Origin of the sequence: Streptomyces sp. B3I8 (assembly GCF_030816915.1) — a bacterium.
Classification (GTDB): domain Bacteria; phylum Actinomycetota; class Actinomycetes; order Streptomycetales; family Streptomycetaceae; genus Streptomyces.
In genome coordinates this window covers 4,535,326-4,553,682 of the sequence record NZ_JAUSYN010000002.1, presented here as the reverse complement: position 1 = coordinate 4,553,682, position 18,357 = coordinate 4,535,326, and the positions used below count along the sequence as shown (strand labels likewise).

The window sequence follows — 18,357 nt, the reverse complement described above, 5'->3', positions numbered from 1 at the left end:
GGGCTCGGGTCGTGGGGCGCGTGCGGCGGCGTCGTGGCCGGTCGCGCGGTTCCCCGCGCCCCTTGGGTGGGCGCGGGGAACCGGGAGTTGCACGCGAGACGTCAGGCCGCGCCCACTACGTCCTTTTCCTCGGCGAAGTGGCAGGCGGACTCGTGGTTGGCCGGGGTGGCCGTGCCCTTGAAGCGTTCGGGGACGGCCAGCAGGGGTTCCTGCTCGGCGCACTTGTCCTGGGCCTTCCAGCAGCGGGTGCGGAAGCGGCAGCCCGAGGGCGGGTTGGCCGGGGAGGGCACGTCGCCGGAGAGGATGATGCGCTCGCGGTGGTCCCTGGCGTCGGGGTCCGGTACCGGGACCGCGGACAGCAGCGCCTGGGTGTAGGGGTGCGTCGGGTGCTCGTAGATCTGCTCGTCCGTGCCGATCTCGGCCATCCGGCCGAGGTACATCACGCCCACCCGGTCCGAGATGTGCCGGACGATCGACAGGTCGTGCGCGATGAAGATGTAGGACAGGTTGAACTCGTCCTGCAGCGCCTCCATCAGGTTGATGACCTGCGCCTGGACGGACACGTCGAGCGCGGAGACCGGCTCGTCGCAGATGATGATCTCCGGGTTGAGCGCGAGGCCGCGGGCGATGCCGATGCGCTGGCGCTGGCCGCCGGAGAACTGGTGCGGGTAGCGGTTGATGTACTCCGGGTTGAGGCCGACGACGTCGAGGAGCTCGCGCACCCGGCGGCGCCGGTCGCCCTTGGGCGCCGACTCCGGGTGGATGTCGAAGGGCTCGCCGATGATGTCGCCCACCGTCATACGGGGGTTGAGCGAGGTGTACGGGTCCTGGAACACCATCTGGATGTTGCGGCGCACGGCGGTCAGCGCGCGCCCCGACAGCTTGGTGATGTCCTGGCCCTTGTAGAAGACCTCGCCGGCCGTCGCCCGCTCCAGGTTCATCAGGAGCTTGGCGACCGTGGACTTGCCGCAGCCGGACTCGCCCACGATGCCCAGCGTCTCGCCCTGGTAGAGGTCGAAGGAGATGCCGTCGACGGCCTTGACCGCGCCGACCTGCCGCTTGAACAGGACGCCCTGGGTCAGCGGGAAGTGCTTCTTCAGGTCCCGCACCTGAAGGATCGGCTCTCCGCGTCCGACGGGCGCTTCGACGGCCGCGACCGCCTCCGCCTCGGTGTGCGCCTCCGCGTGCTCGACCTCGGAGACGTTCGGGGTGGCCTCCGCCCGCGCGTCGTTCTTGCTGAGCTCAGCCATGGATCGTCTCCTTCCAGAAGTGGCACGCCGAGGCGCGGCCCGGGAGCCCGGTGCCGTCCTGCTCGGTGACCGGGAACAGGCGCGGGACCTCGGTGGTGCAGATGTCCTGTGCCTTGGGGCAGCGCGGGTTGAAGGCGCAGCCGGTCGGGACGTGCAGCAGGTTGGGCGGCAGTCCCTTGATCGCGTAGAGCTCCTGGCCCTTCTGGTCCAGGCGCGGGATGGAGTCCAGCAGACCGCGGGTGTACGGGTGCGCCGGGCGCTTGTACAGCTCGTGCACGGGCGCCTGCTCCACGATCCGGCCCGCGTACATCACCGCGATCTTGTCCGCGACGTCGGCGACGACGCCGAGGTCGTGGGTGATCAGGATGAGGCCCATGTGGAACTCGCGCTGGAGCTCCGCGAGCAGGTCCATGACCTGGGCCTGGACCGTCACGTCGAGGGCCGTGGTCGGCTCGTCGGCGATGATCAGTTCGGGCTCCAGGGCGAGCGCCATGGCGATCATGATGCGCTGGCGCATGCCGCCGGAGAACTGGTGCGGGTAGTCGTTGACCCGGGCCGCGGCGGCCGGGATCTTCACCCGGTCCATCAGCTCGATCGCCTTGGCCTTGGCGTCCTTCTTGGACATGCCCTGGTGGACGCGGAACATCTCGCCGAGCTGGTAGCCGACGGTCAGTACCGGGTTGAGCGAGGACAGCGCGTCCTGGAAGATCATCGCGATCCGGCTGCCGCGGATCTTGCGGCGCTCCTCGGCGGACATGGTCAGCATGTCCTGCCCGCGGAAGCGGATCTCGCCCTGGGGAATCTTCCCGGGCGGCATGTCCAGGATGCCCATGATGGCCTGCGCGGTCACGGACTTGCCGGAACCGGACTCACCCAGCACGGCCAGGGTCTCGCCCGCGGCCACGCTGTAGTTCACCCCGTTGACGGCCTTGACGACGCCCTCACGGGTGTGGAACTCGACGTGCAGGTCGCGCACGTCGAGCAACGGCCCGCCGTCCGCCCCGGCGTCGCGGGGCGACGGCACGGGCGTGGTTTCCTCGATGGTGGTCACGTACGCCTCCCTCAGCGTGTCTTCGGGTCGAGGGCGTTGCGTACGGCCTCACCGAGCATGATGAACGCCAGCACCGTGATGCTGAGCATGATCGACGGGTAGAGCATGATGAACTGCGCCACCCGGATCGAGTTGCCGCCGTCGGAGATGTCGTTGCCCCACGAGACACCGTTCAGGCCGAGGCCCAGGAACGACAGCGTGGCCTCGGCGCCGATGTAGATGCCGAGCGAGATCGTGGCGACGACGATGACCGGCGCCACCGCGTTGGGCAGCACATGGCGGAAGAGGATGCGTCTGGTCCCCGCGCCGAGCGCCTTCGCGGCCTGCACGTAGTCCGTCGACTTGACGGTGATGACGGAACCGCGCATGACGCGGGCCGTCTGTGTCCAGCCGAGGAAGGCCAGGGCGCCGATGACGACCGGGATGGAGCGCTCCGTGAAGGAGTTCAGCGCCACCATCGCGCCGAGCAGGAACGGGATGCCCATGAACATGTCCGTCACGCGGGACAGCACGGCGTCGATCCAGCCGCCGAAGTACCCGGCGAGCATGCCGACCAGTCCGCCGAAGAGGACCACCACCACGGTGGTGCCGGCGCCGACGAGCAGCGAGGCACGGGTGCCGTAGATGGCGCGGGCGTACACGCTGCGGCCCTGGGCGTCGTAGCCGAGCCAGTCGGCCTTGAACACGTGGCCGTAGTCCGGGTGTTGGAGGTAGTGGTTGGCCAGGTCCTTGTCGTTCGGGTCGGCGCCCGTGAACAGGCCGGGCCAGGCCGCCATCACCAGCAGCAGCAGGATGAGCACCGCGGAGAGGACGAAGACCCAGTTGGTCCGCAGATCCTGCCAGGCGTCTCCCCACAGACTGCGGGTCTTCTCCGGCTTGGGTTCGGGCAGTCGGGCGCCGGCGGCGGCCCCCGCCGCGGCCTTGGTGGCCTGGTCGGCGGATGTGGTGAGCTCAGGCATAACGGATCCTCGGGTCCAGAACCGCGTAGAGGAGGTCGACGATCAGGCTGCAGAAGAGGTACACGAGGACCAGGATGGTGACCAGCCCGACCAGCGTGGTGCCCTCACGGCGGATGATCGCCTGGTAGATCGTGCCTCCGACGCCGTGGATGTTGAAGATGCCCTCGGTCACGATCGCGCCGCCCATCAGGGCGCCGAGGTCGGTGCCGAGGAAGGTGACGACCGGGATGAGCGAGTTGCGCATCAGGTGCACCCCGACCACCCGGCGGCGCGGCAGCCCCTTGGCGACGGCCGTGCGCATGTAGTCGGCCCGCATGTTCTCCGCCACCGAGGTGCGGGTCAGCCGGGCGACATAGGCGAGCGAGACGCTCGCCAGCACGATGGCGGGCATCAGGAGTTGGCTGTAGTCGGTGGCATCACTCACCGAGGGATCCAGCAGGTTCAGCTTGAAGGCGAACACCGTCTGGAAGATGTAGCCGAGCACGAAGATCGGGATCGAGATCAGCAGCAGGGTCACGACGAGGATGACGGTGTCGACCGCCTTGCCCGCGCGCAGGCCGGAGACGACACCCAGCGCGATGCCCAGGACCGCCTCGAAGGCGAAGGCCATGCCGGCCAGCCGCAGCGTCACCGGGAAGGCCTCGCCGAGGATGTCGGTGACCGGGCGGCCACTGGCGACCTGCGTCCCGAAGTCGAGATGCAGGATCATGCCCTTCATGTAGTCGTAGTACTGGACCAGGACGGGCTTGTCGAGGCCGTACTCGTGCCGCAGCGATCTGAGCACCGCAGGGCTCGCGCCCTTGTCACCGAAGAGCCCGCGCACGGGGTCGCCGGGGAGGGCGTAGACCATCAGGAAGATCAGCAGGGTCGTCCCGATGAACACCGGGATCATCTGGAGCAGTCGCCTCGCGACGTAGCGCCCCATGGTTCCTCCATGTCAGTTACAGCGGCAGGCCCCTTTCGCCCCATACGGACGGCTTCCCCTACGGATTCCGTTCGTACGCGGCGAAAAGGGCCCCCCGGCCTTCCGGCCGACGCCGTGCCGCACCCCGCGCGGGTGCGGCACGGCTCACACTGTCGTCGTCAGCGGTTACTTCTTGACCTGCACGCCGGTCAGGATCGGGTCGCCGTCCTGCGCGTACTTCACGCCGGAGACCTTCTCCGAGAAGCCCGCGTTGACCTTGTAGTACCAGAGCGGGATGCTCGGCATGTAGTTGACCAGCTCCTTCTCGGTCTGCTGGTACAGCTTCTCCGACTCGTCCAGCGTCTTGGCGGCGTCCGCGTCGGCGATCAGCTGGTCGACCTTCTTGTTGGAGAAGCCGCCCTGGTTGCCGTCGGACTTGGAGCCGAACAGGTCACGGATGAAGTTCGAGATGAAGGGGTAGTCGAGCACCCAGCCGGAGCGGTACAGCGACTTGACCTGCTTGTTGTCACGGGCGTTCAGGTCCGACTGGAAGTCGGGCTTGGAGTCGCCGTCGCACTTCACGCCGGTGGCCTTGGTGATGGAGCCGCAGACGGCCTCCACCCACTCCTTGTGACCGCCGTCCGCGTTGAACTGGATGGAGATCTTGTTGCCCGGGACGCCGCCGCCGTCCTTGATGAGCTGCTTCGCCTTGGCGGGGTCGAACTTGGTGACGTCGCCGGCGGCGTTCGGCTGGTAGCCGAGGACGCCCTTGGCGACCCAGCCGGTGGCGGGCTCACGCGTGCCCTGGAGGACGGTCTTGGTGATGGTGTCGCGGTCGATCGCCATCGACAGGCCCTGCAGGACCTTGGGGTCGATGTCCTTCCACTGCTTGGTGTAGAAGGCGACGCCCAGCGTCTGGATCGCCGAGTACGACTGGTCCACGGCGCGGTCGCCGAGGTCCTGCTTGTACACGGGCAGGTCACGCGGGGCGACCTGGCGCATCACGTCGAGGTTGCCGGACTTGAGGTCCTGGTAGGCCGTCTCGAGCTTGGAGTAGTTCTTGAAGGTCACCCCGCCGTTCTTCGCGGCGTTCGGGCCCTTGTAGTCGGCGTACTTGGTGACTTCGATCTGCTTGTTGTGCTGCCAGCTGACGAACTTGTACGGGCCGTTGCCGACCGGGTGCTGGCCCGCGGCCTTCGGGTCCTTGTAGAAGGACTCCGGCAGCGGGTCGAAGACCTCGTAGCCGAGCTTGTACACGAAGTACGGGATCGGCTTGCTCAGCTTGATGGTGAAGGTGTTGTCGTCGACGACCTTCAGACCGGACATCTCGGTCGCCGAGGGCTTCCCCTTCTCGGGGGCGACCTTGTCGTAGCCCTCGATGTCGGAGAACCAGAAGCTGTTGGTCTGCTTGTTGTCCGGGTTGGCGGCCCAGTTCCACGCCTTGACGTAGGACGTGGCGGTCACCGGGGTGCCGTCGTGGAACTTCCAGCCGGGCTTCAGCTTGACCGTGAAGGTCTTGTTGTCGCTGGTGTCGATCGACTGCGCGTTGACATTGACGATCTTGCCGCTGCTGTCGTAGTCGACGAGCCCGGAGAAGAGCGACTTGATAACGATGCTGCCGTTGGACTCCATGGTGTTCGCGGGCTGCAGGGGGTTCTGCGGCTCCCCCACCTCGACCGAGAACTTGCCGTTCGGGTCGGCCGCGGCCTTGCTGTCGCCGTCGTCGTCGTTGCCACCGCCACAGGCAGTGGCACCCAGTGCCACTACCGCGGCTATCGCGACCCACTTGGCGCTCTTGGCACCGCGCATGGGTTCCTCCTCATGAGTCCAATGGTTCACCGCATGGTGGGGCACAGGCCATGGCACCGTCACCGGTGCCTGCAATGGTCAGGTGCCCCCACCGCTCGCGAGTCGCCGCCGGCCTACCGACGAGTGACCCTTCGCTCCGAGCGTCTACGCGCCTAACTATCTGCCATCGGCCGGAACCGAACCACACCTCAAAGGTCTCGGTTCGATCACACCTACTACCCAGTTCTTCCGAAATTCGGACAAAGGGTTTGGTGAAAGATCACCCCGAAACAGACTTGTTACACATCTATCGGCGCAGAGTGTCCGTATTCCGGACAGCCGGAAGGAAATCAGGGGCGAAAATAGGTTGCGGCGCCCTTACCCACTGTGCTGGGCCGCCACTCACGGAAACCCTCGCCGCGTTCAGGCCACGGCCTCGCCGCGACACGCGCCGGACGGACCCGCCGGGCAGACACCGGAAAGGCTACGGGCGAACGGGGCGCCCCGGTCCGCCCCGGGCACCTCACAGAGGGTTTTCCCTATGTTCCCCTCGTCTCACACCAGGGTGGACCGACCGCGCCCCCGGGCACCGGCTCGGCCGTCCCGCGGCCGCCCCCGGCGTCCCGGGCCGCGGAAACGGAACGCCGGGCACTCCGTGTCGCGGAGTGCCCGGCGTCGCCGGTGAGGGGCGGATATCAGCCGTGCTTGGCCCGGCTCGCCGCCCGCGCGCGGTTGCGCTGGTCCAGCACGACCTTGCGGATGCGGACCGACTCCGGGGTGACCTCGACGCACTCGTCGTCGCGGCAGAACTCCAGGGACTGCTCGAGCGACAGCTTGCGCGGCGGCACGATCGCCTCGAACGAGTCGGCCGAGGACGACCGCATGTTGGTGAGCTTCTTCTCCTTGGTGATGTTGACGTCCATGTCGTCGGAGCGCGAGTTCTCCCCGACGATCATGCCCTCGTACACCTCGGTGCCCGGGTCCACGAACAGCACGCCGCGCTCCTGGAGGTTCGTCATCGCGAACGCCGTGACGGCACCGGCGCGGTCGGCGACCAGCGAGCCGTTGTTGCGCGTGGTGAGCGTGCCGAACCAGGGCTCGTGGCCCTCGTGGATGGAGTGGCCGATGCCCGTGCCGCGGGTCTGCGTCAGGAACTCGGTGCGGAAGCCGATCAGACCACGGGAGGGCACCACGAACTCCATGCGCACCCAGCCGGAGCCGTGGTTGGACATGTTGTCCATGCGGCCCTTGCGGACGCCCATGAGCTGGGTGACCGCGCCCATGTGCTCCTCGGGCACGTCGATCGTCATGCGCTCGACCGGCTCGTGCACCTTGCCGTCGATCTCCTTGGTGACGACCTGGGGCTTGCCGACGGTCAGCTCGTAGCCCTCGCGGCGCATCTGCTCGACCAGGATGGCCAGCGCCAGCTCGCCGCGGCCCTGCACCTCCCAGGTGTCCGGCCGCTCGGTGTCCAGCACCCGGAGCGAGACGTTGCCGACGAGCTCGCGGTCGAGACGGTCCTTGACCTGGCGGGCGGTGACCTTGCGGTCCTTGACGGCGGCCTTCGCCTCGGCGCCCTTGCCGGTGCCGCCGCGGCCGACCAGCGGCGAGGTGTTGGTACCGATGGTCATGGAGATGGCCGGCTCGTCGACCGTGATCAGCGGCAGCGCGATCGGATTCTCGGGGTCGGCCAGGGTCTCGCCGATCATGATGTCCGGGATGCCGGCGACGGCGCAGATGTCACCCGGGCCGGCCTTCTCGGCGGGCTTGCGGGTGAGCGCCTCGGTCATCATCAGCTCGCTGATGCGGACGTTGGACACGGTGCCGTCGCGCTTGATCCAGGCGACCGTCTGCCCCTTGCGCAGCTCGCCCTGCTCGACGCGGAGCAGCGCGATACGGCCGAGGAAGTTGTCGGCGTCCAGGTTGGTGACGTGGGCCTGCAGCGGCAGGCTCTCGTCGTACGTGGGGGCCGGGACGTGCGAGAGCAGCGTGGTGAAGAACGGCTCCAGGCTGTCGCTGTCCTGCGGGACCGTGCCGTCCTCGGGCTTGGTGAGGGAGGCGACGCCGTCGCGGGCGCAGGCGTAGACGATCGGGAACTCGATCTGCTCCTCGTCGGCGTCCAGGTCGAGGAAGAGGTCGTACGCCTCGTTCACGACCTCGTCGATGCGCGAGTCGGGGCGGTCCGTCTTGTTGATGCAGAGGATGACGGGCAGCCGGGCCTGGAGGGCCTTGCGCAGCACGAACCGGGTCTGCGGCAGGGGGCCCTCGGAGGCGTCGACGAGAAGGACGACCGCGTCCACCATCGACAGACCGCGCTCGACCTCGCCACCGAAGTCGGCGTGGCCGGGGGTGTCGATGATGTTGATGGTGATGGGATCCCCGCCGGCCTTCGGGTGATACTTCACCGCGGTGTTCTTGGCGAGGATCGTGATGCCCTTCTCACGCTCCAGGTCGTTCGAGTCCATCATGCGGTCGTCGAGCGACTCGGCGGCGTGCGCGGCGAAGGCGCCCGCCTGCTTCAGCATGGCGTCGACGAGGGTGGTCTTGCCGTGGTCGACGTGGGCGACGATGGCAACGTTGCGGATGTCGTGACGCGTAGCAGTCACAGCCATGGTGAGGCGCTTCTCCCGGGATTGAGGACGGCCAGCGCGTTCCTTCGATGTCGCGCGGGCCATGCCGGGCATTGCACGCCTCGGCCGTACACCATGGTACGTGCCGCAGCGGGCCCGGGCTGTCCGGGCCCGGGGTGCCCGGTGCCCTCCGGGCGGGGGGGGGCTCCGTGGCGGGGTGTCCTTCGGGCGGGGCGCGTGAGAGTTCGGGGGCCCGGATCGTGGACGTCTGCGGGCCGCCGTGGCCCGCCGCGCAGTTCCCCCGCGCCGCTGGAAGCAGGGGCGCCCCCTGTTGCCGAGGGGCGCGAACGGCCGTGCCCCGAAAGGAGCGGCTTCGCCGCTCTTCAGGGGAGCGGGGAACCGCGCGAACGGCCCCCCACCGACCCGCGCTCCCGAACGCACCTCGTCCCCGCCCGGGTTCCGGGATCGGAGGGGCGGAACCCCTTGAAGGGAGGGGACGGGCAGGGGCGGCGGGGGCGAAGACCCCCCGCTACGCGCACCCCCGGGGCGCGATCACCCGCCCGATCAGCGTCTCCCACGCATCCCCCAGGAACGCCCTCACCTCCACGTCCTCCTCCGACTCGGACTCCGGCTGCGACAGATACAACAGCAACGGCGCCTCCAACGCCGCCGTCAACTGAATCGCCACTCCGTTCAGATTCGGCATCGACGGCACCGCCTTCCGCAACAGCACCCCGACATGCAACTGAGTCATCGACGGATCCCCCATCAGCACGGGCCGGCTGCGCTCGAACGAGGCCCGCGCGATGGCGTGATGGTCCATGAGGAAGTCGATACGCGCCCGCCCGTACGCGACAAGCCGCTCGACGGGCCCGGCCCCCGGCCCGAGCGGCGGCGGACCGCTCAACGCGGCCTCCTGAAAGGCCCGCTCGTCCGCGTCGAGCAACGCGCGGAAGATCCCCGCCCGCGTCCCGAAGCGGCGGAACACGGTGCCCTTGCCCAGGCAGGCCCGCTCGGCGAGGCCGTCCATCGTGACCTTGTCCACGCCCTGCTCCGCGATCATCCGGCGCACGGTGTTCAGCAGGTGCTCACGATTGCGCACCGCGTCGGCGCGCTCGGCCCGCGGTTTGCCGAAGTGCACTACAGAGCCTTCCACGGCGTCCAACTTACGGCAGGAATAGAAAACGGGGTGAAGTCCGCTTATGCTGCGTGAGGCGGAACGGAACCGGACCACGGTCCGGCTTTCTTCCTCCGTCATGCCCGCCACCGGCGGCCACCGCCCGTGGGCTCACCTTCCCGAGAGGACGTATCCCCATGAACCTGTTCCGGCTGGACGCCAGCATCATGCCCGGCAACTCCGCCAGCGCGGAGATCGCCGACCTCGCCGAGGCCGAGTGGCTCGCCGCCCACCCCGGCGCCCAGGTGACCCGCCGCCACCTCGGCACCGAACCCCTGCCCGCCGACGCCTGGGTGCTCGCCACCACCGCCGGCTTCACCCCCGAGGCGGACCGCACCCCGGCCCAGCAGGAGGCGCTCGCCCTCGGCGCGGCCCTGGCCGAGGAGGTGCAGGGCGCGGACGCCGCGATCGTGGCCGTGCCGTTGTACAACTGGGGCGTCTCCCAGCACTTCAAGTCCTGGGTGGACCTCGTCATCGCCGCCGCCGGTCCCACCACTCCCCTGCTGAAGGGCACCCCCACCGTGCTGGCCACCACCCTGGGCGGCGGCTACGCCCCCGGCACCCCGCGCGAGGGCTGGGACCACTCCACCCCGTACCTGGAGCGGATCCTCGGTGACCTGTGGGAGGGCGAGCTGACCGTCGTCAGGCGGGAGCTGACCCTCGCCGCCACCACCCCCGGCATGGAGGGCCTGCGCGACCTCGCGGAGCAGCAGCACAAGGAGGCGCTCGCCACCGCCCGCGAGGCCGGCCGGGCACTCGCCGGGAACTGACCGCTACCGAAGCCGTCCCCTTCCCCGTCTTCCCCGTCTTCCCTGTCTTCCCCGTCCCCCCTGTCAGGACGACGTGGGGGACGGAGCAGGGGTCTTCGCCGCGTACCCCATGTCCTCGTACACCGGGGTCCGGAACCCGAAGGCTCCCACGTTGACCAGGCGGGGGCGCGCGGCGGTGAGCTGGGGGCGCTGGTAGAGGGGGATGGAGGCCGCACCGGCCCAGATGCGGGAGTCCGCCTTGCGCATGAGCTCCCGCCTCTTCCCGTCGTCCAGCGTCACCAGCGCCTCGTCGAAGAGCTGGTCGATCTGGTCCGTCCCCACCCGCGTGTAGTTCTGCTCGACCTTCAGCTCCCCGTCCGCCCCCGGTACCGGCTTCGCGTAGACCGGCCGCGCGTCGGTCGCCGGAAAGGCCGTCGCGGGCCACGAGTACAGCGCGAGGTCGTACTCGCCGGACGCGATGTGGTCCTCGAAGTAGCTGCCGTCCGACACCTTGGTGATCGTCGTGCGGATGCCGATCTTCCGCAGCATCCGCGCGATGCGGTCGCCCACCGCCCGGAGCGAGGCCGACCCCGGCCCTGCCGGCAGGACGAACCGCAGCGACAGCGCCTTGCCGTCCTTCGCCCTCACCGTGTCCGCCGCGCGGGCCGGGGCAGCGGTGCCCTTCGGGGCGTACGCGCCCGGGGCCCCGCCGTGCCGTGCCGTGCCGGGTTCGCCCAGATACTGCTTGCCGTCCGCGGACCGGGCCGCGCGCTCGTCGGAGCGCCGGGAGTTCTCGCCGTCCCCGGAGCCCTCCGCCTCGCCGGGCTTGTCGTCCTCGCCGACGACGTACGTGCCGTCGTCGCCCTCACCGGACTTCTCGCCCTTGGCCCCGGCCGTGTCCACCCCGTCGGCCTCCTCCTTCTCCTTCTTCTTGGCCTTCGCGCTCTCCTCCTTGTTCTCCTTCTCGACCGGGCCGCCCAGTACCCAGCCCGCGTCGGCGAGCAGGGCCCGGGCCCCCTTGGTGTCCTGACCGCCGATCGCGCCGCTGTTGTCCTCGTACGCCGGCTGCCCGGCCAGAGCGAGATGGCTGCCGACGGGCACGGCGGGCAGCCCCAGCGGCTTCAGCACCAGCTCCGCCAGCTCCGTACGGTCCAGGGCGCGGGCCACGGCCCGGCGGACCCGTTCGTCGGCGAGGGGGCCGTCGGAACCGTTGAGGGCGAGCTGGGTGTACGTGGGTTCGAGCGAGCTGCGGACGACGTAGCGGCGCAGCGCCTTCCGCCGTGCGGCGCCCTCGTCGGTGGCCTTGTCCCCCTTCTCCCCGTCCTTGTCGTCCTTCTGCTTGTCCTTCTTTTCCTTCTGCTCCGCCTTCGCCCCTGCTGCCGCCGCCCGTGAGGGTGCCGTGTTCCTCGTGCCGTGGGCGGCGGCGATCTTCGCGGCGTCGTCGGGGTCCACCTCCGCGAGGTCGACCTTGTCCTCGGCGAGGGCGTCGAGGCGCTCGTCGCGCGGGACCGCGCGCAGCACGATCCTGTCGAGCTTGGCCGGGGCACCCCACCAGCGCGTATTGCGGACGAGGGTGACCTCGTCGTCCTCGCGGTCGACCTTCTTCAGCGTGAACGGTCCCGCCGTCACCTTCAGCCTGCTGCGGGCGCTGTCGTTGAAGCTGTCCGGCGTGCCCATGACCTCTTTCGGGTACAGCGGCGTGAACAGCGACTTCCAGTCGGCATAGGGGCGGGCGAAGGTGACCTTCACCTCGAGGTCGTCGTGCCCGCGCTCGATCTTCGCGATCCGGTCGTAGCCGGCGTTGCGGGCGGTCCAGTAGGCGTTGTCCTTGCCGGACAGGGCACGCCACTGGGCGGCGAAGTCGGCGGCGCCGATCTCTCGGCCGTCGCTCCAGACGGCCTGCTGGTCGAGCCGGTACAGAACCACCTGCCTCGGCTCGGTGTCGACCACCTTCGCCGACTCCAGGTAGGCGGGGTTCGGCTGCGGACGGCCCCGCGCGTCGAGCCGGAACAGTGACGGCAGGACGGCGCCGGCGACCCGGCTCGTGGCGGCGTCGGCGTCGGCCTGGAAGGCGTTGAGGGTGGCCGGCACGGCGTCGACCGCCCAGCGCAGGGTGCCGCCGTCGGCGACGAGGGCGCGGCCGGCGGGGGCGATGTCCTGGCCGGCGAGCGGCCGGTTCGCCTTCTCGTCGGAGCTGCAGGCGGAGAGCGCGGACACCGTGAGGGCGCCCGCGAGGAGGAACGCGGCCGCGCGCCGTGGCACGCCAGGGCCGCCGTCGTGGGACATCACTGCCACCTCCGGTGGTCCGTCGAAGTCATCACTTTCATCACTCTTGTCGTTCTTGTCGGTTCCTCCGATCAGATGGCCGGGGCCGCGCCCGCGGAAGCGACACGGCGACCACCCCGTCGAACCCCACCCGTTCGGCCCACCCCGCTCCCCGCCCCGTACGCGCGCCCCACCTCCGCACGCCCCCCTCCTCCGCCCCGCGCGCCATGCACCCCCGCACGCGCCGTCAATCCGTGCACACGGGTTCCCAGGGCGCACTGTGACGCGCGACACTCGCAGGCGCGTGTACGTACCGCCTCCAGGCCCAGCCCCCTCACGGCCCGCGGAAATGAGGTCACGCCCATGTCCGTACAGGACGAATTAACGACCGTTCAGCGCTGTGTCGACGACCTGGTCAGGTCGCTGCGACGGCTGGAACAGCAGCTCGGTGGCTCCGGCGGCCTCGAGATGCGCCGGGTCCGGGCCGACGCCGAGCATCTGCGCGAGAGCGTCGCCCTGCTGCGCGAGTCCGCCCCCGGACCCGAACGGCCGCGCCGTACACCGCTGTTGTCGATCCCCGACACCCCGTACGACACCACCCTGTGGACGGACTCCGACGACGAGGGGCTCAGGTGACCACCGGCACCGAGGAACCCCCCGCCACCGAACCCCGTCCCAGCGGCGGCGGCGTACGCGGCGGTACGCGTGCCGCGATCGGCGCCCGCCATCTGCGCACCGACCGCTGGTGGCTGGCGCCCGCCGGCACCGCCGCCGGACTGCTGGCCTTCATCGTCTACTCGACCTGGCGGGCCTTCGCCGACACGGACTACTACGCCGCCCCGTACGTCTCGCCGTTCTACTCGCCGTGCCTGGCCGAGCGGTGCCGCCCAATGCACGCGGGGCCCAACTGGGAGTTGTTCGGGAGCTGGTGGGCCCTCTCCCCCGCGATCATCATCCTGATCTTCCCGCTGGGCTTCCGGCTGACCTGCTACTACTACCGCAAGGCCTACTACCGCGGCTTCTGGGCCTCCCCGCCCGCCTGCGCCGTCGCCGAGCCGCACGCCGCGTACACCGGTGAGACCCGCTTCCCGCTGATCCTGCAGAACCTCCACCGGTACTTCTTCTACGCGGCGCTCCTCGTCGCGGGCATCCTCACCTACGACACGGTCCTCGCCTTCCGCGACGAGCACTACGCGTGGGGCCACATGGGGCTCGGCACCCTCGTCCATCTGGCCAACATCGCGCTGATCTGGGCGTACACCCTGTCCTGCCACTCCTGCCGGCACATCGTCGGCGGCAAGCTGCGGCACTTCTCGAAGCATCCGGTGCGCTACCGGGCGTGGCGGCTGGTCGGACGGCTCAACGCCCGGCACATGCAGCTCGCCTGGGCGTCCCTGGTGAGCGTGGCGCTCGCGGACTTCTACGTGTACCTCGTGGCGTCGGGCGTGTTCGACGACCCACGCTTCTTCTGAGACTTCCGGGCTCACTTCCAGGCCCCTTCCGGGCCCGTTTCCGAGCTCCCGGCGACTGAACAGGACCTTTTATGACGGTGGTGGAGCGGCAGCAGTGGGACGTCGTGGTCGTCGGTGCCGGGGGCGCCGGGCTGCGCGCCGCGATCGAGGCGCGCGAGCGGGGCGCGCGGACGGCGGTGATCTGCAAGTCCCTGTTCGGCAAGGCGCACACGGTGATGGCCGAGGGCGGCATCGCCGCCGCGATGGGCAACGTCAACTCCGGCGACAACTGGCAGGTGCACTTCCGCGACACCATGCGCGGCGGCAAGTTCCTCAACCAGTGGCGGATGGCCGAGCTGCACGCCCGCGAGGCCCCGGACCGGGTGTGGGAACTGGAGACCTGGGGCGCGCTGTTCGACCGCACGCGGGACGGCCGGATCTCGCAGCGCAACTTCGGCGGGCACGAGTACCCACGCCTGGCGCACGTCGGCGACCGCACGGGCCTGGAACTGATCCGCACGCTCCAGCAGAAGGTGGTCTCGCTCCAGCAGGAGGACAAGAAGGAGACCGGCGGCTACGAGACCCGGCTGAAGGTCTTCCAGGAGTGCACGGTCACCCGCGTCCTCAAGGACGAGCAGGGCAGGGTGGCCGGCGTCTTCGCCTACGAACGCGAGTCGGGCCGCTTCTTCGTGCTCGAGGCCCCGGCCGTCGTCCTCGCCACGGGCGGCATCGGCAAATCCTTCAAGGTGACGTCCAACTCGTGGGAGTACACGGGCGACGGGCACGCGCTGGCGCTGCTGGCCGGGGCGCCGCTGGTCAACATGGAGTTCGTGCAGTTCCACCCGACGGGCATGGTCTGGCCGCCGTCGGTCAAGGGCATCCTCGTCACCGAGTCGGTGCGCGGTGACGGCGGGGTGCTGCGCAACTCCGAGGGCAAGCGGTTCATGTTCGACTACGTGCCCGACGTCTTCAAGGAGAAGTACGCCGAGTCGGAGGCGGAGGGCGACCGCTGGTACGACGACCCGGACCACAACCGGCGGCCCCCCGAACTCCTCCCGCGCGACGAGGTGGCGCGGGCCATCAACGCCGAGGTGAAGGCGGGGCGCGGCTCCCCGCACGGCGGGGTCTTCCTCGACGTGTCGACGCGGATGCCGGCCGAGGTGATCCGGCGGCGGCTGCCGTCGATGTACCACCAGTTCAAGGAGCTGGCGGACGTGGACATCACGGCCGAGCCGATGGAGGTCGGGCCCACCTGCCACTACGTGATGGGCGGCGTCGCGGTCGACTCCGACACGGCGGCGGCGCGCGGGGTGCCGGGGCTGTTCGCGGCCGGTGAGGTGGCCGGCGGCATGCACGGCTCCAACCGGCTCGGCGGCAACTCACTGTCCGACCTGCTGGTCTTCGGGCGTCGGGCCGGATGGCACGCCGCCGAGCACGCGGCCGCGCTCGCCGGCGCGCGCCCCGTGGCGGACGACGCCCAGCTCGACGCGGCCGCGGCGGAGGCGCTGCGGCCGTTCTCGGCGGAGGGGCCGGCCCCCGGAAGCGGGGAGGGCCCGATCCCCGGGAGCGGGGAGGGCCCGATCCCCGGGAGCGGGGAGGGCCCGATCCCCGGGAGCGGGGAGGCGACCGGGCAGGCCGCGGCCGGCCGGCCGCCGGAGAACCCGTACGGCGTCCACCAGGAGTTGCAGCAGACCATGAACGACCTGGTGGGGATCATCCGACGCGAGCCCGAGATGGAGCGCGCCCTGGAGAAGCTGGCCGAGCTGCGGGTACGGGCCCGGCGGGCCGGTGTCGAGGGGCACCGGCAGTTCAACCCGGGCTGGCACCTCGCCCTGGACCTGCGGAACATGCTGCTGGTCAGCGAGTGCGTGGCACGCGCGGCCCTGGAGCGCACCGAGTCGCGCGGCGGCCACACCCGCGAGGACCACCCGTCGATGGACAACGCCTGGCGCCCGGTCAACCTGCTGTGCCGGCCCGCCGACCCCACCGACGGGCTCGCGGCCACCGACCCGGTGCGCGGCCAGATCGAGCTCGTACGGGAGACCACCCCACCCATCCGTCCGGACCTGCTTGCCCTGTTCGAGAAGGAAGAGCTGGTCAAGTACCTGGCCGAGGAGGAGCTGTACGAATGAGCGGCTACGAGGCCCGGTTCCGGGTGTGGCGGGGCGACGTGCGCGGAGGCGGTCTCGCCGACTTCACGGTGGAGGTGAACGACGGCGAGGTGGTCCTCGACATCATCCACCGCATCCAGGCCACCCAGGCGCCCGACCTGGCGGTGCGGTGGAACTGCAAGGCGGGCAAGTGCGGTTCGTGCTCGGCGGAGATCAACGGGCGGCCCCGGCTGATGTGCATGACCCGCATGTCGGTCTTCGACCGCGCCGAGACGATCACCGTGACGCCGCTGCGCGCCTTCCCCGTGGTACGGGACCTGGTGACGGACGTCGGCTTCAACTACGCCAAGGCGCGGGAGGTCCCGGCGTTCGTGCCGCCTGCGGGGCCGGCTCCGGGCGAGTACCGGATGATGCAGGAGGACGTGGACCGCCCGCAGGAGTTCCGCAAGTGCATCGAGTGCTTCCTGTGCCAGGACACGTGCCACGTCGTCCGCGACCACGAGGAGAACAAGCCCGCGTTCGCCGGCCCGCGTTTCCTGATGCGGGTCGCGGAGCTGGACATGCACCCGCTGGACGCCGCCGAGGAGACCGGCCTGGACCGCAAGCGCACCGCGCAGGACGAGCACGGCCTGGGCTACTGCAACATCACCAAGTGCTGCACGGAGGTGTGCCCGGAGGGCATCCACATCACGGACAACGCGCTCATCCCGCTGAAGGAGCGGGCGGCGGACCGCAAGTACGACCCACTGGTGTGGCTGGGGTCGAAGATCCGCCGCCGGACGTCAGGAACCTGAGGCCCGGTGACGGGCTCCCGCCACCCAGTCCTTCTCGTACGCCGTCCAGTCCGCCTCCGTCGCCGCGAAATCGACGTACAGGGCGACGCCGAAGTGCGCGCGGTCGGCGTCGGTGCGCGACAGCCCGAGGCGGACGCCCCGGACGGCGGCCGGGACGGTCTCGGCGTGCGCCCAGTGGCCGAACCGGTTCTCGTGGTAGAAGGGCAGGCCCATCAGCAGGTCGGTGCCGGGCGGGGTGACCTCCAGGGCGAGCGAGGTCTGCTGGGCGACGTAACCGCCGTACGTGCTCTCCAACGGCTGCATGGTGTCGTACGACATCACGGCGATCTGGTCGACCCGGCGTGCGACCTGCCCGAAGTAGCCTTGCGACCACCACTTGGGGTGCCCGGCGACCGTGCCCCAGAAGGAGTGGAAGCCGGGGAGCGGGTCGATCTGGTGGGCGGCGACGGAGAGCAGGGCGTCGTGGGCGGCGGTGACGCGGTGCAGCCGGTCGAGGAGGTGCAGGTAGTCCTGGTCGCCGGAGTGCAGGGGTTCCAGGTCGAAGTGGGCGCCCTGGAAGCCGGCGTCGAGGACCTGGCGGGCGGACGTGACGACATGGTCGCGGGTGGCGGCGTCGGTCAGCCGCATCCCGGTCGGCCCCTCGGTGGCGAGCACGTCGCCGAGCCAGGCCTGCACCCGGACCTGCGGCAGCTCGCGGTGCACCGTCCTGACCAGCCAACCGGCGCGCGGGTACAGCGACTCGGGCAGGGTGCCGTCATGCCGCAACGGCCCGGTGTGGACGTACAGATCGCGGACGCCGGTGTCCTTGAGGCGGTCGGCGAGCGCGGCGACGTCGGCGTCGGTCCTCCGCCCGTCCACCCAGGCGTGGCCGAGCCAGAGGGCGTCGCGGTCTCGGGTGTACGTCCCGTCGGCGGTGTCACCCGCGTAGTTGACGCGGAGTGTGACCTGCGTGGCGAGGAGCGGGAGGAGGAGCAGGAGCGCGAGGGCGAGAAGCGTGCGCCGGGTCCAGCGGACCCAGGGTCTGCGGCGGGGTCTCTTGCCGGGGCCGTCGATGTCCGGGGTGCCGGGCACGCCGGCGACCTCCGGGCGCCGCTCCGCACTCTCCGCCTGCTCCGCCTGTCCCGCACTTGCCGCCTGCTCCGCACTTGCCGCCTGCTCCGACTGCTCCGCCTGGCCCACGCGAACCGCCCCTTCCTACCGTCCCGACCAGGGGATTTTCGTGGCCGGCGTTGCGAGGGAGGACGACGGGCGGCGGTGTTCCGGTTGCGCCGGCCGGAGGCGGCCACCG

At 70.2% G+C, this 18,357-nt stretch carries 14 protein-coding genes; 5 read left to right on the top strand and 9 right to left on the bottom strand.

Annotation, left to right across the window (positions count from 1 at the left end; all coding sequences use genetic code 11):
* Nucleotides 1–101: 101 nt before the first annotated feature.
* The 7 genes from QFZ64_RS22470 to QFZ64_RS22440 all read right to left on the bottom strand — a co-directional run bounded on the left by QFZ64_RS22470 (nucleotide 102) and on the right by QFZ64_RS22440 (nucleotide 9,663).
* The gene (locus tag QFZ64_RS22470) at nucleotides 102–1,250 is read right to left on the bottom strand and encodes an ABC transporter ATP-binding protein (RefSeq protein ID WP_307068473.1); all 1,149 of its coding nucleotides are present in this window, start codon (nucleotides 1,248–1,250) and stop codon (nucleotides 102–104) included.
* Complete coding sequence (locus QFZ64_RS22465; protein WP_307068471.1) at nucleotides 1,243–2,301, bottom strand: ABC transporter ATP-binding protein; 1,059 nt, start codon at nucleotides 2,299–2,301, stop codon at nucleotides 1,243–1,245. Before QFZ64_RS22465 ends, QFZ64_RS22470 begins: the two co-directional genes overlap by 8 nt.
* A gap of 11 nt (nucleotides 2,302–2,312) precedes the next feature.
* The gene (locus QFZ64_RS22460; protein WP_307068469.1) at nucleotides 2,313–3,260 is read right to left on the bottom strand and encodes an ABC transporter permease; all 948 of its coding nucleotides are present in this window, start codon (nucleotides 3,258–3,260) and stop codon (nucleotides 2,313–2,315) included.
* On the bottom strand, nucleotides 3,253–4,185 hold the full coding sequence (locus tag QFZ64_RS22455) for an ABC transporter permease (protein ID WP_307068467.1): 933 nt from the start codon (nucleotides 4,183–4,185) through the stop codon (nucleotides 3,253–3,255). Before QFZ64_RS22455 ends, QFZ64_RS22460 begins: the two co-directional genes overlap by 8 nt.
* Before the next feature lie 165 nt (nucleotides 4,186–4,350).
* A complete protein-coding gene (locus QFZ64_RS22450) occupies nucleotides 4,351–5,973 on the bottom strand; it encodes an ABC transporter substrate-binding protein (protein WP_307068465.1) in 1,623 nt (540 codons plus the stop codon).
* A gap of 674 nt (nucleotides 5,974–6,647) precedes the next feature.
* Nucleotides 6,648–8,564 (bottom strand): translational GTPase TypA, encoded by a 1,917-nt coding sequence (gene typA / locus QFZ64_RS22445; protein ID WP_307068463.1) that lies wholly within the window; start codon nucleotides 8,562–8,564, stop codon nucleotides 6,648–6,650.
* Nucleotides 8,565–9,051: 487 nt separating this feature from the next.
* Nucleotides 9,052–9,663: a TetR/AcrR family transcriptional regulator gene (locus QFZ64_RS22440; RefSeq protein WP_307071822.1), complete on the bottom strand. Its 612-nt coding sequence runs from the start codon at nucleotides 9,661–9,663 to the stop codon at nucleotides 9,052–9,054.
* A 173-nt stretch (nucleotides 9,664–9,836) separates the two neighbouring features.
* Between QFZ64_RS22440 and QFZ64_RS22435 the strand changes: the two genes are divergently transcribed.
* Nucleotides 9,837–10,469 (top strand): FMN-dependent NADH-azoreductase, encoded by a 633-nt coding sequence (locus QFZ64_RS22435; protein ID WP_307068461.1) that lies wholly within the window; start codon nucleotides 9,837–9,839, stop codon nucleotides 10,467–10,469.
* Between the two features lie 63 nt (nucleotides 10,470–10,532).
* Here QFZ64_RS22435 and QFZ64_RS22430 read toward each other — a convergent pair whose 3' ends face one another.
* Nucleotides 10,533–12,734 carry an ABC transporter family substrate-binding protein gene (locus tag QFZ64_RS22430; protein WP_307068460.1) on the bottom strand — a complete coding sequence of 734 codons (2,202 nt, stop codon included), beginning with the start codon at nucleotides 12,732–12,734 and terminating at the stop codon, nucleotides 10,533–10,535.
* Nucleotides 12,735–13,076: 342 nt separating this feature from the next.
* Between QFZ64_RS22430 and QFZ64_RS22425 the strand changes: the two genes are divergently transcribed.
* From QFZ64_RS22425 to QFZ64_RS22410, 4 genes are all read left to right on the top strand, one after another.
* Nucleotides 13,077–13,349, top strand: coding sequence for a hypothetical protein (locus tag QFZ64_RS22425; RefSeq protein ID WP_307068458.1), 273 nt, complete (start codon nucleotides 13,077–13,079; stop codon nucleotides 13,347–13,349).
* Nucleotides 13,346–14,185: a hypothetical protein gene (locus QFZ64_RS22420; protein ID WP_307068455.1), complete on the top strand. Its 840-nt coding sequence runs from the start codon at nucleotides 13,346–13,348 to the stop codon at nucleotides 14,183–14,185. Before QFZ64_RS22425 ends, QFZ64_RS22420 begins: the two co-directional genes overlap by 4 nt.
* 71 nt (nucleotides 14,186–14,256) lie before the next feature.
* Nucleotides 14,257–16,296: a fumarate reductase/succinate dehydrogenase flavoprotein subunit gene (locus QFZ64_RS22415; RefSeq protein ID WP_307068454.1), complete on the top strand. Its 2,040-nt coding sequence runs from the start codon at nucleotides 14,257–14,259 to the stop codon at nucleotides 16,294–16,296.
* Nucleotides 16,293–17,069, top strand: a complete 777-nt coding sequence (locus QFZ64_RS22410; RefSeq protein WP_307068452.1) for a succinate dehydrogenase/fumarate reductase iron-sulfur subunit — start codon at nucleotides 16,293–16,295, stop codon at nucleotides 17,067–17,069. Before QFZ64_RS22415 ends, QFZ64_RS22410 begins: the two co-directional genes overlap by 4 nt.
* Here the strand turns inward: QFZ64_RS22410 and QFZ64_RS22405 are convergent.
* Nucleotides 17,058–18,248, bottom strand: coding sequence for a hypothetical protein (locus tag QFZ64_RS22405; protein WP_307068450.1), 1,191 nt, complete (start codon nucleotides 18,246–18,248; stop codon nucleotides 17,058–17,060). The two genes, QFZ64_RS22410 and QFZ64_RS22405, sit on opposite strands and share 12 nt — an antisense overlap.
* Nucleotides 18,249–18,357 lie beyond the last annotated feature (109 nt).

Bases quoted from the DNA above. Each gene is read 5' to 3' on its own strand.
- QFZ64_RS22435 (WP_307068461.1), top strand. From the start codon at position 9,837: ATGAACCTGTTCCGGCTGGACGCCAGCATCATGCCCGGCAACTCCGCC.
- typA (WP_307068463.1), bottom strand. From the start codon at position 8,564: ATGGCTGTGACTGCTACGCGTCACGACATCCGCAACGTTGCCATCGTC.
- QFZ64_RS22455 (WP_307068467.1), bottom strand. From the start codon at position 4,185: ATGGGGCGCTACGTCGCGAGGCGACTGCTCCAGATGATCCCGGTGTTC.
- QFZ64_RS22410 (WP_307068452.1), top strand. From the start codon at position 16,293: ATGAGCGGCTACGAGGCCCGGTTCCGGGTGTGGCGGGGCGACGTGCGC.
- QFZ64_RS22425 (WP_307068458.1), top strand. From the start codon at position 13,077: ATGTCCGTACAGGACGAATTAACGACCGTTCAGCGCTGTGTCGACGAC.
- QFZ64_RS22450 (WP_307068465.1), bottom strand. From the start codon at position 5,973: ATGCGCGGTGCCAAGAGCGCCAAGTGGGTCGCGATAGCCGCGGTAGTG.
- QFZ64_RS22415 (WP_307068454.1), top strand. From the start codon at position 14,257: ATGACGGTGGTGGAGCGGCAGCAGTGGGACGTCGTGGTCGTCGGTGCC.
- QFZ64_RS22470 (WP_307068473.1), bottom strand. From the start codon at position 1,250: ATGGCTGAGCTCAGCAAGAACGACGCGCGGGCGGAGGCCACCCCGAAC.
- QFZ64_RS22460 (WP_307068469.1), bottom strand. From the start codon at position 3,260: ATGCCTGAGCTCACCACATCCGCCGACCAGGCCACCAAGGCCGCGGCG.
- QFZ64_RS22430 (WP_307068460.1), bottom strand. From the start codon at position 12,734: ATGTCCCACGACGGCGGCCCTGGCGTGCCACGGCGCGCGGCCGCGTTC.